The following is a 15,474-nucleotide window of genomic DNA, read 5'->3' as shown; positions in this document are numbered from 1 at the left end:
CTGTGAACGAGTTCACAGGATTGCCGCGGTTTGAAGTGCATGATCCTGGACGGCCTGGACATCAATGACACCGACGGATTCGGCCTGATGCGGCAGCGGCTCATCGCCTGGACCATCCTCACATCCGCCCTGATTGCGGTTGCCGTCTGGACCGTGCTCGGACCGCCCGCTCCTGCGTCCAGCCCGAATCTGCCCTCCCGGACAGCTTCGGCGCGGTAGCCCTCTGCGGCGACCGATACGATTTCAGCATCGATCGATCCCAACTGGAATTTGGTGCGGGCGCGCGCCGCCCGCTATCCTCGCCGGCAAAACGACAATGAAGCGACCCGGCTTTCAGGAGGAGACCATGTCGAGACCGACCCGACGCATCGCGTCCAAGGCGCCACGCGCTGCGATCGCCACCACCCTGTTCGCAGCCCTCACCCTCATTTCTGGAGTCCAAGCCGGCATGGCCGAGACCTTCGCCTATGTCGGCAACGCCGACAGCAACGACATCAGCGTGTTCAAGATGACCGCGAGCGGCGAGATGACGCCCGTGCAGACGGCCGCCTTCAAGGGTATCGAGAAGCCCGGATCCTCGACACCCCTCGCGATCACGCCCGACCACCGCGTGCTGATTGCCGGCGTTCGCTCGCAGCCCTACCTCGCCGTGAGCTTTGCGATCGATCCCAAGACGGGCGAGCTCAGCCAGCTCGGCACCGGGCCGCTCGCCGACAGCATGGCCAATATCGCCGTCGACCACAGCGGCAAGTTCCTGTTCAGCGCGTCCTATGGCGGCAACAAGGTTGCGCTGAATCCGCTTGGCGCCAACGGCGTCGCCGGCGAGCCGAAGCAGGTGATTCCGACCGGGCTGAATGCGCACGCGTTCCTGCCCTCGCCCGACAACCGCTTCGCGTTCGCGACCAATCTGGGCTCCGACCAGGTGCTGAGCTTCGCGTTCGATGCCGCGGCCGGCACGCTGACGCCGAGCGATCCGCCGGTCCACAAGGTGCCGGAAAAATCGGGGCCGCGGCACTTCGTGTTTCACCCGGGCGGCAAGTTCGTCTATCTCCTCCACGAGCTGAACGGCGACCTCGCAGCCTTCACCTATGAGGCGAGGAGCGGCGCCTGGGACGAGATCCAGCGCACCACCGTGCTGCCGGAAGGGTTTTCAGGAAAGCCCTGGGCTGCCGACACCCACATCACCCCGGACGGCCGCTTCCTCTACGCCTCCGAGCGCACCACCAGCACGCTCACCGCCTACAGGGTGGACGGATCAAGCGGCAAGTTGACCACGCTCGGCAGTGTCCCGACCGAGAAGCAGCCCCGCGGCTTCAATATCGATCCCTCCGGCCGCTACCTCGCCGCGGTCGGCGAGCTCTCCGACAGCATGACGGTCTATGCGATCGACCCGAGCAGCGGCGCGCTGGCCAGGCTGAAATCCTACCCCACCGGCAAGAAGCCGAACTGGGTGGAGTTCGTGAATCTGCCGTGAGGGGGCCAGGCTGAGGGGGCCAGGCCGACCTACGTAAACATCCGTAATTTTCGCAGGCGCGCCTTGTCTTCATATGATCGGCCATGGACCGCCAGATCGTCTTCAAATGCCCGCAGACCGGCCTGAACGTGCAGCATCGGCTCGCCAACGAGCCGACCGACCGCACGCATGAGTCGGTGTCCTGCCCGGCCTGCACGCGGCTGCATTTGATCGACCGGGCCAGTGGGCGGCTGCTGGGCGAGCGCCGCGGCTGAGGGGCCCGCCATTGCGGCGACCTCAGCCGTGAGGGTCCACACCCCATGGAAAGCTGCAATCAGGCCGCCCGACCCCGGAGGGCGGCGAACCTGATCTCCAATCCCGCGACTCATCAATGACCTGCCACGGCGGCGCGCGCCGGCGTGGCATCCTGACATGGGCAACGCGGCCATAGTCCGGCCCGTTGCCATCTGCTATCGATCGAAGGGCTTGAACCCCGTGGAATTTCCGATGCGTCATTTGCCCCGTGCCGTTGTCCGAACCCTGTGCCCCGCAGCCGTCGCCGGCGCGCTCGTCCTCGGTCAATATCCGGCCCGGGCTGCCGATGACGACGCACCCAAGGGGCCGGCCGTCACGGTGCTGAAAGTCGCGAAATCCTGCTTCTCCGACATCGTCGAGGCCACCGGCACGATCATCGCGCGGGAGGAAACCTCGGTGCGGCCCGAGCGCCCGGGCCTGAAGGTCACGGACGTGCTGGCGGAAGCCGGCGACACCACCACCGCCGGCCAGGTGCTGGCGCGGCTGGCGCTCCCCGAGGGCGGCACGCTGCAGGTCACCGCGCCCGTGGCGGGCGTGATCGCGGCGTCGACGGCCCAGATCGGCAATTTCGCCTCGGCCAAGGGCGAGGCGCTGTTCACGATCGTGGCACGCAGCGAATACGATCTCGTCGGCCTGGTTGCGACGACCGATTTGCGCAAGCTCGCCGTCAATCAGCCGGCGACGGTGCGGATCTCCGGCGCCGGCGACATCGACGGCAAGGTGCGCCGCATCGGCCCGACCGTCGAGCCGAACATCCAGCAGGGCATGGTCTATATCGGCATCTCCTCGCAGAAGCGGCTGCTGCTGAAGGCGAGTGGGCGTGCGCTGATCAAGTCCGGGCAGAGCTGCAACGTCGCGGTGCCCCTGACGGCCGTGCAATATTCCTCCGCCGGCACCGTGGTGCAGGTGATCCGCCGCAACCGCGTCGAGACCAAGCGTGTCGAGGTCGGCTTGATGTCCGGCGGCAATATCGAGGTCCGCGACGGCCTCAACGAGGGCGATGTCGTCGTCGCCCGCGCCGGCGCGCTCTTGCGCGAAGGCGATCCGGTGCGCCCGGTGATGGCCGCGGAAGCAGCGAAGTAGTCTCTCGACAACTCTCGTGTCCCGGACGCGCTGCAAGTGTAACGCTGCTGCGCAGAGCCGGGACCATCTCGTCACGAAACGACAGTCCCAAAAAATGGGCCCCGGCTCAGCGTCGCATCATCCTATGATGCGCCGCGTCCGGGGCACGAGACGTCGCAAGATCCAAAGAAAAAACTAGCCGCCGGCTTCGCCGAATTGGACGTCTTCGAGCAGCGAGGAGGAGACCGTCGGGACCTGGTCGCCTTCGCTGGCGCGGGAGATGGCGAGGCGGGTCTTGTTGAAGACGCCCTCGGCGCTGCCCCGGGCGTTGAGGTTGTTGAGGAACTCGCTGACCAGCACGCTGTGCTCGCCCTTGCCGTCGTCGACGACCTTGCCGGGCGAGGCCGAGGTGAGGATCAGGGCATTGTCGGACGCGCTGATCGGCGCGAGGCCGTGGCTGTAGGAGCGGAAGCGGCGCTCATAGGGATTGCGGCGGGAGGCGTCGACGACGACGAGCTTGGCCTTGGCGCCCTGCTCCTTCATCATGTCGAGCACGCCATCGATCGAGACGCCCTGGCGGCGGACGTCGCTTTCCTTCCAGATCACGGCATCGACCGGCAGCATGTAGCTCTGGCGGCCGGCCTGCACGCCGTAGCCGCCGAAGAACAGCATGACGACGGTATCGCGCTTGATCCGCGACTTCAGGCGGTTGACGGCGCGGACCATGTCATCCCGGGTCGCGTCTTCCACCATGTCGACGTCAAAGCCGTCCTTGCGCAGGGACGAGGACAGCGCGCGGGCGTCGTTGATCGACTGCGTCAGCGGCGCGCTGGCGTCTGGATAGTGTCCGTTGCCGATGACGAGCGCGAGGCGGGAGGTCTGGGCGATCGAACCCGTGACCTGGTCGGTCGAGACCGCCTTGGCGGCATCGATCGCGCGCATGTTGAGAGCAGCATGGGCGCCGATCACCAGCGAGACCGTGCCGATGAGGGCCGCGGCCAGCGCGATCGTGCGTCTGGAAAGGTCGAGCTGCTTTACATTCATCTCGGTTCGTTTCCTGTGCCAAAGACCAGCCAAGCGCGCGCACACTGTTTGAGTAGCGCGATAGCGTCTTTAGGTTTGAGGGATTGGCCGGGGATGTGCCCCCGAATTGCGCGCAATTTGCGGCGCCGCACCAAACAAACCTTTAACCGGATATAGTGCGCCCGGCAACAGATTCCCAAAATTTGACCTAAGTTACTGATGCTGTTCGTTAATTCCCTCGCCCAGTTTTGTGCATTTTGTGCTCCTGCGGGCCCTTTCGGGGTCCAATCATGCAGCCTTCGTGCCGCGTTTTTCCGTGACGTTCATCACATTTGTATTTCCTGCGAATCCGGGTAGCCTTTTCAACGACTTGCAGGGGGTGGCGCGTGGTTGGGAGCGCGATGGCCGGCCCCCGGCCAACCCCCGCCAGAGTCCCGCGACCAGGTACTTCATGAACTTTCATTATTTCGCCGGCGCCGCCTGCCGGGCGCTGCTGGCGCCGAAGGACGGCCCCTCGCTTTACGACGTCTGCGATCCCGTATTATCGGCGACAGCCGGCGGCGATCCGCATCTGGCCAAATTCTACAAGACTGCGCTCGGCAATCCCGCGCTGCGGGTATTGCTGCGGCGGGCCGGGCTGCCCGAGCTGCGCGACGAGGCCAGGCTGACGCCGCTGCGCGAGGCGCTGGTTCGCGCCCGCGACGAGGCCGAGCCCGACTGGGCGGCGGTCGGCCAGCCGGTCGCCGACCTCGTCGACAGCATCGCGCTCGACCATCCGAAGCCGCCGCCGGCGATGTTCACGGGCTCGGCGCCGCCGCAAGCGCAGATCGACGGCGTGATCCGCGACTGTGCCCAGCACCTGCTCGGCTCGTATCGCAAGAACGGCTTCCTGCCGACGTATGCCGCCTTCAACCTGATCGGCGATCCGGATTTTCGCGGCCGCGAGCTGATCATGGCGCTCACGGGCCTCAACGCCCGCGGCTACAAGAATTCCTCGCTGCTGTTCAACCTCGCCCGCGTCTTCATCGCGCGATCGCCGGCCGGGGCCGTGGTCAATCCGCCCTGGCGCGGGGTCGCCGAGCCGATGTGGGAGCCGGTGCAGATCCGGCACCGCTCGGCCTATTACGACGCGTTCTTCATCGAGGCGCTGCTGAACTATGGCGAGACCGGGCTCGCCTCGGCGTCCGACAAGATCGCGGCCGAGCGCGCCATCGCCGACATGGTGGATTTTTGCGTCAACATCAGCCGCGAGGAGGTCGAGGGCATCGACGGGACGCGCTTCAACGTCATCACCGCGCTGGCGCCGGCGCCGCATCCCCGCTTCTCGCGATTCTTCGCGCAGATCAAGCAGGATCTCGGCTTCGGCATTTACGTGCCGGACTGCGACACCACGGCGTGCTCGATCTCGGCCGCGACGCAGGCCGGCTGCCTCGACGCGATCATCGACCAGCCGCTGCTCGACTTCTATTCCGGCTATCAAGTGCACGCCGGCGTCAACGAACCCCGCGTGACCGTGCCGCTGAACGACAATATCGACTATGAGGGCGGGGTCGCGACCTGGATCGACAACCTCAAGGGCGAGCGTCCCTACGGCAACGATCTCGATCCGACGCTCAATCTCGACATTCTCGAGGTGAGCTTTCGCAATCTGGCACGCTGGAAAGTGTTGGAGACACCGTCGCGGCTCGCGACGGTGCATCGCATCATCGGTTTCCAGAAGCGGCTGGCCGCGAGCGGCGCCTTCGCCAATCCGCGCTCGCACATCTATTACCTGCCGGAGCTCTACAGCGCCTATTTCGGCCGATGCTATGCGGCCTTCCTGACGTTGCCGCTGGCGGCGCAGGCCGCGATCGATCCCGCCGGCGATTTCGACTTCATCCGCCATCGCGTGCTGTCCTACGTCAAGGACGAGCTGATGGCCGCTGAGATGAACGTGTTCGACGCGGCGCTGGCGCTGATCGCGCTCGGCCATCTCGGCGCCGACCCGCGCGCCTTCGCACCGGCGCTGAACGTGATCGTCGCAAACCTCGGCGAAGGCGGCCGCCGCGGCCCGTTCCGCGCCTATGAGTGGAACAAGATGAAGACGCCCACGCGGATCCTGGTGGGCGGGCCGGAGGTGACGTCGGCATTCGTGCTGATGGGCCTGGCGGTGGCGCGGAGGCGAATGGTGAATGACGAGTAGCGAATGGCGAATGGTGCGGGGCGCCCTATGCGGTACTCCCTATTCGCCACTCGCCCGGCAATGACGGGAAGTTGAAAGCTCATCCGTCAGGCAGGCGCTGGCCGGGCGGACAAAAGCCGACCACAATTGCGCGGTCTATCGAGATTTTCATCCCACGCGGACCGGCATGTTGCGAAAATTCCTGATTGCGCTGTCTCTGCTCGGCTCATCTTGGCTCGCCCTGCCCTCGCTGGCTGCGGCCGCCGACATCACCGGCATTGCAAAAGTCCGCGCTGGCGATGCCGTCGTGATCGGCAACACGCGCATCCGGCTCGGCGGCATCGACGCGCCCGCAATCGACCAGCTCTGCCTCAACACCAAGATCGAGCGCTGGACCTGCGGCGTCGCGGCACGCGACGAGCTCGCCAAATACACGGACGGCAAGAGCTGGGTCTGCCACGCGCGATCAATCGACCGGCGCGGCCGCACCGTGGCGCGCTGCGAGGTCGGTGGCGAGGACATCCAGAAATGGCTGGTGCGCAGCGGCTGGGCGCTGGCCTACACCCGCATGTCCCACGACTACGATGCGGACGAGAAAGCGGCGCGCGAGGCAAAAGCCGGGATGTGGCAGGGCGCCTTCATCGCGCCCTGGGACTGGCGCGTCCGCAACAAGAAGACCGTCATCCTCGGCGCGACCAAGCCACCCGAGGGGGCGCACAAGGTGCTGCTCGCCTCGGCCTCGGGGCCGGTCGCGCCCTCCCCGGATTGCACCATCAAAGGCAACGTCAACAGCGCCGGCGAGTGCATCTTCCACCAGCCGACCAGCCGCTGGTACACCCAGATCAAGATGAAGATCAGCAAGGGCACCCGCTGGTTCTGCTCGGTCGAGGAGGCCGAAGCCGCCGGCTGCCGTGAGACCAAACGATAACCCTGACCTGCGTTTTCCGTGCTTTTCCTGAGCGCCTCCAACGCGTAGAAACACAGATCATCAACCTTCGACCGCCTCCACGACACAAGGACTGACAGCAATGACCGTTCGCGCGGGCCGGGAATTTCTGGCCATCCCCGGGCCCACCAACATGCCCGACGAGGTGCTGCGGGCGATGCACCGTCCGGCGATCGACATCTATTCCAAGCAGATGCTCGATCTGACCGAAAGCCTGCTCGGCGACATCTCGAAGCTGTTTGCCACCAAGGGCAAGTCCTACATCTACATCGCCAACGGTCACGGCGCCTGGGAAGCGGCGCTCAGCAACGTGCTGTCGCGCGGCGACAAGGTGCTGGTGCTGGAGAGCGGCAGGTTCGCGATCGGCTGGGGCAATGCGGCAGCGCTGATGGGCGCCGAGGTCGAGGTGCTCAAGGGCGACTGGCGCCGCGCGGTGCGGCCGCACGAAGTCGAGGAGCGCCTGCGCCGCGACAAGGAGCACACCATCAAGGCCGTCGTCGTCGTCCAGGTCGACACCGCCTCGGGCGTGCAGAACGACATCGAGGCGATCGGCAAGGCGATCAAGGCGGCCGGCCATCCCGCGCTGTACATGGTCGACACCGTGGCCTCGCTCGGCTGCATGCCGTTCGAGATGGACAAATGGGGCATCGACGTCGCGATGTCCGGCTCGCAGAAGGGCCTGATGACGCCCCCGGGCCTCGGCTTCGTTGCCGCCAATGCGCGCGCGCTCGAGGCGCAGAAGAAGGCCAACATGTCGACGCCCTATTGGAGCTGGAGCGAACGCGAGGGCACCGAGAATTATCGCAAATATGCCGGCACCGCGCCGGTGCATCTGTTGTTCGCGCTGCGCCAGGCGATCGACATGCTGCACGAGGAAGGCCTGGAGAACGCCTTCCGCCGCCACAGCCTGCTCGGCGAAGCCACGCGCCGCGCCGTTGCCGCATGGTCGGAAGGCCAGGTGCTCGGCTTCAACGTCGCGGAAGCCAGCGAGCGCTCCAACACCGTGACCACGGTGACCATGAGCAACGGCCACGACCCCGCGGTGCTGCAACGCTATTGCAAGGACAAGTGCGGCGTCGTGCTCGGCACCGGCATCGGCGACCTCTCGGGACAGGCGTTCCGCATCGCCCATATGGGCCACGTCAATGCGCCGATGCTGCTCGGCACGCTCGGGGTGATCGAGGTGGGATTGAATGCGCTGAAGATCCCGCACGGCAAGGGCGGGCTGGAAGCAGCCGTGGCGTATCTCGGGGACGAGGTGGCGGCGTAACTAAGACGCCACTACGAACACCGCTGTCGTCCCGGACAAGCGGAGCGCTGGCAACGCGCAGCGTTGTCGGCGTGGAGCGCAGATCCGGGACCCATACCGCGTGATCTGTCGATAAGGCACAGCGCGAGTACAGAAGACTCTTAACTTCGGATCTTCGCCAAACTCCTCCCTGTGGTTATGGATCCCGGATCTGCGCGCGCTCGAGGCGCGCTTGTCCGGGATGACGGCGGCGTGTTTGGCTAGGGTTGTGGCACGCGATACGCCTCCACCTGCGCCTTCAGCTCGTCCAGGGGTGCAGTCGGCGCCTTCGGATCGACCCGGTATTCCCCGCTCGCCAGCCACTGCAGCACCATCGCATCGATCACGGGCGAGTGGTGGATGACGTCGCCGTAATTATCGAGATTATGCGTCACCGCCTTGATCGCGCGGAAGTCATGCAGGCGCACGTTGGGAAGCTGCGTCAGTCGCTGCGCAATGCGTGCCGTGAGGCCGGTGACGATCTTCAGCGTCTCGGGTGATGCGTCGCGCATCGCGACGAATTGCAGGATCGAATAGGGCGGGAAGTAGATGTCGAAGGTCACGTCCGGATGGCGCGTGATCAGGCCGACGGCATCGCGCTCGAAATGCCGCACCATGGCCTCGTAATCATAGCCTTCGCCGAGAAATCGGCTGCGCGTGGGAGCGGTGATGTAGGTGAAGGCGGCGAGCGTCCGCTTGGCGTTGTAGCCGCCGGCAACGTCGAAATCCCCAGGCAGCGCATAGATGTCGTCGACATCGGACAGCGCAAACTTGACGGGAAGATAAGGCGCCACGCGCGTCAGCGGCCCTTGCAGCGGCGGGACGGAGCGCAGCAACGCGAACAGGGATTCCTTCGCCATCGCCGCGCTGAACAGATAGGCGGCGATCCCCTTCGCTGTCCCCCGATAGAGATCGACGGACAGATAGGGATCGGCCTCGATGTCGGCGGCATCGGCAAAGCTGAAATCGTCCATCGCCCAGATCACCCGCTTTGCGCCGCGGTCGATGGCCTGCTCCAGCACAAAACCCTGCTGGCGCGAATTCGAGCCGGTCATCGCCAGCTTGAGCGAGTGCACACCAAGCGCGCGATCGATGTCGCTCTGGCGGAAATGGATCGCGAGCGAGGTGCCCATGAACGCGGTGTCGAACGACTGGCTGCGGATCAGCCCGGCATTCTGCACGCGCGTGTCCTCGGAGTAGAGGGCGGAACGCGAGGGGCGAAACAATTGCAGGGGATCGACGACGTAGGTGAGCAGGGCCGCGCCCAGCACGCAAGCGGCGCTGGCGAGCAGAAGGCGTCTCAACTGTGTGAACGAGCCCTGCATCAGAACCGGAAGTAGATGAATTCGCTGTGGCTCTGGATGCCGAGCAGGCCGAATGCGAGCACCAGCGATGCCGCGTAGAGGACCAGCGGCCGCATGCGCCCCGCCCGCAACGCCTCGCCGACCCTGCGATTGCCGTGATCATATCCCATGAGCGCTTGCGTGTTCGGCGCTAGCCACACCAGAGCCGCGTAGATGGAGACCAGCACCAGCGCCGCGATCTCCTCGCGGCCGAACACGATATGCGAGGGATCGGCCATGGCCTGGAGCACGCGCAGCGCCCAGGTGACGCTCTCGGCGCGGAAGAACACCCAGGCGACGACGACGGCCAGGAACGTCAGCGCTGCTCCGGCGATGCGGGCCGGGCGCGCAAGACCAGATGGAATCGCAGGCACCAGCGCGTTGAAGGCGTGATTGATGCAGAGATAGGCGCCGTGCAGCGCGCCCCAAATGACGAAAGTCCAGGCCGCGCCATGCCAGAGCCCGCCGAGCAGCATCGTGATCATCAGGTTGACGTAGCGCAGCACGCGGCCGCGCCTGTTGCCCCCGAGCGGGATGTAGAGATAGTCGCGCAGGAATTGCGACAGCGTCATGTGCCAGCGCCGCCAGAACTCGACGATGTTTGTCGCCTTGTAGGGCGAGTTGAAGTTCACGGGCAGGAAGATGCCGAACATCAGCGAGATGCCGATCGCCATGTCGGAATAGCCGGAGAAGTCGAAATAGAGCTGGAACGTGTAGGCGAGCGCACCCAGCCAGGCCTGGTCGAAGCTCGGCGAGCGCGCCTCGAAGGCAAGCGCGACCAGCGGCTGGATGCCGTCGGCGAGGCAGGTCTTCTTGAACAGGCCGATGGCGAAGATGATGACGCCGCACAGAATGAGATGGGCGTCCGGGCGCTTCGTTTCCTCCCGCTCGAATTGCGGGATCATGTCCTTGTGGTGGAGGATGGGGCCTGCGATCAGATGCGGAAAGTAGGTCACGAACAGCGCGTAATGCGGCAGCGCGTAGGCTGCGACCTGGCCGCGATACGCGTCCACCAGAAACGCGATCTGCGTGAAGGTGTAGAAGGAGACGCCGACCGGCAACAGGATTTGGACCGCGAGATGCGTGCCGGCCAGCGCATTGACGTTCTCGGTCACGAAGCCGGCATATTTGAATATCCCGAGGACGAGGAGGTCGCCGATGACGCCAAAAGCGAGCGCCGCTTTTCGCCGCATGGGGGCGAGCTCGGCCACGATGAGGAGATGGCCGACCCCGAAGTTGAAGGCGATCGAGATCAGCAGCAGGGGCAGGAATTGCCAGCTGCCGATGGCGTAGAAGGCGAGCGAGGCCAGCGCGAGCCAGACCACCGGCGTCAGGTTGCTGCGCCGCCCGAACCAGAAATAGCCGGCCAGCACGGCCGGCAGGAACAGCAGGATGAACGGGTAGGAGTTGAACAGCATCAGGCTGGACCGGCGGCGGGAATATGGTCCGTAAAGCATACAAGGGGCCGGTCAACAACCCGGCGGCTGGCGCGGAGCGCGCTGGCAATTCGCGGAATCAGGACGATATAAGGGCGATCACGCCGTCGAATGAGGATCGAGTGACCCAAGCCAAAACACCTTCCCAGCCCCCCGTCGCCCCGCGCCGGCCGCATTCCTTCACGCGGCACGGCATCACCGTGACCGACGACTATGCCTGGTTGAAGGACGCGAAATGGCAGGAGGTGCTGCGCGACCCTGCGGTGCTCGATCCCGACATCCGCAAATATCTGGATGAAGAGAACGTCTACACCGAAAGCCTGCTCGGCCATACCGCCAGCCTGCAGAAGACGCTGGTGCGGGAGATGCGCGGGCGGATCAAGGAGGACGATTCCAGCGTCCCCTCGCCCGACGGCCCCTTCGCCTATTTCCGCAGGTTTCGCGAGGGCGGGCAGCACGAGCTGTTCGGCCGCATGCCGCGCCAGGGCGGCGACGGCGATATCGTGCTCGACGGCGACGCGCTCGCAAAAGACCACAAATATTTCAAGTTCGGCGGCAGCCGTCACTCGCACGATCACAAGCTGCAGGCCTGGAGCGCCGATACCAAGGGCTCCGAGTATTTTTCGATCCGCGTCCGCGATTGGGCCACGGGCAAGGACTTCGACGATCTCGTCGAGGAGACCGACGGCGGCATGGTCTGGGCCGCGGATTGCAAGAGCTTCTTCTATGTGAAGCTTGACGACAACCACCGCCCGATGCAGGTGTGGCGGCACAGGCTCGGCACCAGGCAGGCCGACGACGCGCTCGTCTACGAGGAGCAGGATTCCGGCTGGTTCACCCATCTGCACGAGAGCACGAGCGGCCGCTTCTGTGTGATCGCGGGCGGCGATCACGAGACGAGCGAGCAGCGGCTGATCGATCTCGCAAATCCCGAGGCCCCTCCGCGGCTGGTCGCGGCGCGCGAGGAAGGCGTGCAATATTCGCTGGCGGACCGTGGCGACGAGCTCTTCATCCTCACCAATGCCGATGATGCCATCGACTTCAAGATCGTCACCGCGCCCCTTTCTTCGCCGGAGCGCAGCAACTGGCGCGACTTGATCCCGTATCGTCCCGGCATCTACATCATCGACCTCGATCTCTATGCCGGCCATCTGGTGCGGCTGGAGCGCGCCAATGCGCTGCCGTCGATCGTGATCCGCGACCTCGCGACGAAGGACGAGCACGCCATCGCCTTCGACGAGGCCGCCTATTCGCTGGACACGATGGGCTCCTACGAATTCGAGACGACGAACCTGCGCTTTTCCTATTCGTCGATGACGACACCGTCGGAAGTCTACGACTACGACATGGTCAAGCGCACGCGCACCTTGCGCAAGCGCCAGGAGATCCCGTCCGGGCACGATGCGGCCGACTACGTCACCACGCGCATCATGGCGAGGGCGCATGACGGCGCCGAGGTGCCGGTGTCGATCCTCCATCGCCGCGGGCTGAAACTCGACGGCTCGGCGCCGCTGCTGCTCTACGGCTACGGCTCCTACGGCATGGCGATGCCGGCTTCGTTCAGCGCCAACCGCCTGTCGCTGGTCGATCGCGGCTTCGTCTACGCCATCGCCCATATCCGCGGCGGCGCCGACAAGGGCTGGGGCTGGTATCTCGACGGCAAGCGCGAGAAGAAGACGAATTCGTTCGACGATTTCTCAGCCAGCGCGCGTGCGCTGATCGACGCGAAATATACCAGCGCCAGGCGCATCGTCGGCCATGGCGGCTCGGCCGGCGGCATGCTGATGGGCGCGGTCGCCAACCGCGCCGGCGAATTGTTCGCCGGCATCGTCGCCGAGGTTCCGTTCGTCGACGTGCTCAACACCATGCTCGACGACACGCTGCCGCTGACGCCGCCGGAATGGCCGGAATGGGGCAACCCGATCGAGAGCGAGAAGGATTTTCGAACGATCCTGTCCTACTCGCCCTACGACAATGTCGCCGCGAAGGACTATCCGGCGATCCTGGCGATGGGCGGCTTGACCGATCCACGCGTCACCTATTGGGAGCCCGCCAAATGGATCGCGCGCCTGCGTGCCACCATGAGCGGCGGCGGCCCGGTTCTCCTCCGCACCAACATGGGCGCCGGCCACGGTGGCGCCTCGGGCCGGTTCGACCGGCTCGATGAAGTCGCGATCGTCTATGCGTTCGCGCTGTGGGCGGCGGGAATGGCGGAGGCGGGGGTGTAGCGATAGCCCCCGCTGTAGCAACACCTTCCGGTGTCGTCCCTGCGAACGCAGGGACCCATACCGCGTGATGTGTCGGTGACGTGTAGGTTTTAGCACCGGCGAACGCTTCTTAACTCCAAGCCTTCGCCAAATTGCTCCCTGTGGTTATGGATCCCGGATCAGCGCTCCGCTTGTCCGGGATGACATCGCAAGTGGGGCGCGCGACGACCTCACACCGCCCCGTGCGCCTCCACGTACAGCGCATACACCGAGTGGCTGCTGGCCATGTAGAGCCGGTTGTTCTTGGGGCCGCCGAAGCAGAGATTGGCGCAGCGTTCCGGCAGCTTGATGAAGGCGAGCGGCTTGCCTTCCGGATTGAACACCATGACGCCGTCGAGATCCTCGGGCCTGGCCTTGAGCTGGAACACCTTGCGGCCGCCGACATCGCTGGGCTCGGATTGCAGCGCGCCGTTGGAGCCCCAGCCGCACCAGATATTGCCATCGCGATCAACGCGAAAGCCGTCGAGCGAGCCCTGGTCGGCGGCGTCGATCAGCTTGGTCTTGCCGCTGAGCGAGCCGTCGTCTCCGATGTTGTAGCTCCAGATGCTGCGGTTGGGCGTGCCCTTCCACTCGACGACATAGAGCTTCTTCTCGTCGGGCGAGAAGGCAAGGCCATTGGGATTGACGAGGTCGGTGAGGACCGCGCTGATCTTGCCGTCCTTGGCAAGGCGATAGACGTTGGTGGTGGCCTGCTCGGCCTTCTCCTTCTTGCCTTCCCACTCGCCATTGATGCCGAACAGCGGATCGGTGAACCAGATGCTGTCGTCGGACTTCACCACGATGTCGTTCGGCGCGTTCAGCCGCTTGCCCTCGAACCTGTCGGCGAGCACGGTGATCTTGCCGTCCTTCTCGGTGCGGGTGATGCGACGGGTGACGGAGTGCTCGCAGGTGACGAGACGGCCCTGGCGATCCCTGGCATTGCCGTTGGCGTAATTGGCGTTGGCGCGGAACACGCTGGTCTGCCCGGTCTTCTCGTCGAACTTCATGATCCGGTTGTTGGGGATGTCGGAGAACAGGAGATAGCCGCCCTCGGGAAAATAGGCCGGGCCTTCGGCCCAGCGGAAGCCGGTTGCGACCTGCTCGAGGCTCGAGGAATAGATCCGATACTTTGTGAAACTGGGATCGAGGATCTGGACGGCGGGATCGGGATAGCGCTGGTTCGGCGTGAACGGGAACGATTGCGCGCCGGCGGCGCGGGCGAGAAGCGTCGATGCCATTGCCGCGCCGGCACCGGCCATGAGGTTGCGTCGCGTGAAATTCATGAAAGTCCTCCCTGCTCGATAAAAGGCCGGCACTTGACGGCCGGCCTGTGTCTTGATCGATCTGCTCTCGGCCTTAGCGGCCGTTCTTCTTCCGCCATTCGGCAAAGTCGGTCAGCGTCTGCGGATCGGTCGCGGGATAGAGACCAAAGATGCCGCGGCCCTTGCCGACTTCTTCCGTGACGAAATCCTCGAACGCAGTCATCTCGAAGGTTTCGTTGGCGATCTCGTCGGCGAGATGCGCGGGGATCACGATGACGCCGTCGGCATCGCCGAGGATGACGTCGCCGGGAAACACCGGCGCATCGCCGCAGCCGATCGGCACGTTGATCTCGATCGCCTGGTGGAGCGTGAGATTCGTCGGTGCGCTGGGACGATGATGATAGGCGGGGATGCCGAGCCTGGCGATCTCGGCGGAATCGCGAAAGCCGCCGTCGGTGACGACGCCGGCGACGCCGCGCTTCATCAGCCGCGTCACCAGGATCGCACCGGCCGAGGCCGCGCGCGCGTCCTTGCGGCTGTCCATCACCAGCACGGCGCCCGGCGGGCAATCCTCGACCGCCTTGCGCTGCGGATGCGAGCGGTCCTTGAACACGTCGATGGTGTTGAGATCCTCACGCGCCGGCATGTAGCGCAGCGTGAAGGCCTCGCCGACCATGGTCGGCTGGCCGGGACCGACGGGATGCACGTCCTGGATCATCTGGACGCGCAGGCCGCGCTTGAAGAGCGCGGTGGCCACCGTGGCGGTGGAGACGGATTTGAGTTTGGTGCGGGTGGCTTCGCTGAGTTTTGTCATCGTGGGCTCTCTCTGTCGTCTTTCCGGGGCGCGCCTAGCGCGAACCCGGAATCCATCAGGCCGCACGTTCTGCTGCACGATGGATTCCGGGCTCATCGCTTCGCGATGCCCCGGAATGACGGGGT

At 65.2% G+C, this 15,474-nt stretch carries 13 protein-coding genes; 8 read left to right on the top strand and 5 right to left on the bottom strand.

Going from position 1 to position 15,474, the window contains the following annotated elements; genetic code table 11:
- Nucleotides 1-39 precede the first annotated feature (39 nt).
- The 4 genes from RX330_RS02330 (at nucleotide 40) to RX330_RS02315 (ending at nucleotide 2,851) form a co-directional block, all read left to right on the top strand.
- Nucleotides 40-219, top strand: a complete 180-nt coding sequence (locus RX330_RS02330) for a hypothetical protein (protein ID WP_212088978.1) — start codon at nucleotides 40-42, stop codon at nucleotides 217-219.
- Nucleotides 220-346: 127 nt separating this feature from the next.
- Nucleotides 347-1,474 (top strand): lactonase family protein, encoded by a 1,128-nt coding sequence (locus RX330_RS02325; protein WP_317241940.1) that lies wholly within the window; start codon nucleotides 347-349, stop codon nucleotides 1,472-1,474.
- A gap of 83 nt (nucleotides 1,475-1,557) precedes the next feature.
- Complete coding sequence (locus tag RX330_RS02320; protein ID WP_212088974.1) at nucleotides 1,558-1,728, top strand: hypothetical protein; 171 nt, start codon at nucleotides 1,558-1,560, stop codon at nucleotides 1,726-1,728.
- 232 nt (nucleotides 1,729-1,960) lie between these two features.
- Nucleotides 1,961-2,851 (top strand): efflux RND transporter periplasmic adaptor subunit, encoded by an 891-nt coding sequence (locus tag RX330_RS02315; RefSeq protein WP_212088971.1) that lies wholly within the window; start codon nucleotides 1,961-1,963, stop codon nucleotides 2,849-2,851.
- Nucleotides 2,852-3,025: 174 nt separating this feature from the next.
- Here RX330_RS02315 and RX330_RS02310 read toward each other — a convergent pair whose 3' ends face one another.
- A complete protein-coding gene (locus RX330_RS02310) occupies nucleotides 3,026-3,874 on the bottom strand; it encodes a caspase domain-containing protein (RefSeq protein ID WP_317241939.1) in 849 nt (282 codons plus the stop codon).
- Nucleotides 3,875-4,304: 430 nt separating this feature from the next.
- Between RX330_RS02310 and RX330_RS02305 the strand changes: the two genes are divergently transcribed.
- The 3 genes from RX330_RS02305 (at nucleotide 4,305) to RX330_RS02295 (ending at nucleotide 8,230) form a co-directional block, all read left to right on the top strand.
- Nucleotides 4,305-6,035 carry a hypothetical protein gene (locus tag RX330_RS02305; protein ID WP_317241938.1) on the top strand — a complete coding sequence of 577 codons (1,731 nt, stop codon included), beginning with the start codon at nucleotides 4,305-4,307 and terminating at the stop codon, nucleotides 6,033-6,035.
- Between the two features lie 166 nt (nucleotides 6,036-6,201).
- Nucleotides 6,202-6,942: a thermonuclease family protein gene (locus RX330_RS02300; protein ID WP_317241937.1), complete on the top strand. Its 741-nt coding sequence runs from the start codon at nucleotides 6,202-6,204 to the stop codon at nucleotides 6,940-6,942.
- A 100-nt stretch (nucleotides 6,943-7,042) separates the two neighbouring features.
- On the top strand, nucleotides 7,043-8,230 hold the full coding sequence (locus RX330_RS02295) for a pyridoxal-phosphate-dependent aminotransferase family protein (RefSeq protein WP_212088963.1): 1,188 nt from the start codon (nucleotides 7,043-7,045) through the stop codon (nucleotides 8,228-8,230).
- A 239-nt stretch (nucleotides 8,231-8,469) separates the two neighbouring features.
- On the opposite strand, the gene RX330_RS02290 is transcribed toward RX330_RS02295, so the two are convergent.
- On the bottom strand, nucleotides 8,470-9,573 hold the full coding sequence (locus RX330_RS02290) for a hypothetical protein (RefSeq protein WP_317241936.1): 1,104 nt from the start codon (nucleotides 9,571-9,573) through the stop codon (nucleotides 8,470-8,472).
- The gene (locus RX330_RS02285) at nucleotides 9,573-11,048 is read right to left on the bottom strand and encodes an MBOAT family O-acyltransferase (RefSeq protein WP_317241935.1); all 1,476 of its coding nucleotides are present in this window, start codon (nucleotides 11,046-11,048) and stop codon (nucleotides 9,573-9,575) included. The genes RX330_RS02290 and RX330_RS02285 overlap by 1 nt, the downstream gene beginning before the upstream one ends.
- 101 nt (nucleotides 11,049-11,149) lie before the next feature.
- On the opposite strand from RX330_RS02285, the gene RX330_RS02280 reads away from it, so the two are divergent.
- Nucleotides 11,150-13,255 carry a S9 family peptidase gene (locus tag RX330_RS02280; protein ID WP_317241934.1) on the top strand — a complete coding sequence of 702 codons (2,106 nt, stop codon included), beginning with the start codon at nucleotides 11,150-11,152 and terminating at the stop codon, nucleotides 13,253-13,255.
- A gap of 209 nt (nucleotides 13,256-13,464) precedes the next feature.
- Here RX330_RS02280 and RX330_RS02275 read toward each other — a convergent pair whose 3' ends face one another.
- Complete coding sequence (locus RX330_RS02275) at nucleotides 13,465-14,556, bottom strand: SMP-30/gluconolactonase/LRE family protein (protein ID WP_212088958.1); 1,092 nt, start codon at nucleotides 14,554-14,556, stop codon at nucleotides 13,465-13,467.
- 73 nt (nucleotides 14,557-14,629) lie between these two features.
- Nucleotides 14,630-15,349, bottom strand: coding sequence for a ribonuclease activity regulator RraA (locus RX330_RS02270; RefSeq protein ID WP_317241933.1), 720 nt, complete (start codon nucleotides 15,347-15,349; stop codon nucleotides 14,630-14,632).
- Nucleotides 15,350-15,474: the final 125 nt, after the last annotated feature.

It is taken from the genome of Bradyrhizobium sp. NDS-1, from assembly GCF_032918005.1.
Classification (GTDB): domain Bacteria; phylum Pseudomonadota; class Alphaproteobacteria; order Rhizobiales; family Xanthobacteraceae; genus Bradyrhizobium; species Bradyrhizobium tunisiense.
This window is presented reverse-complemented; position numbering and strand designations above follow the sequence as displayed.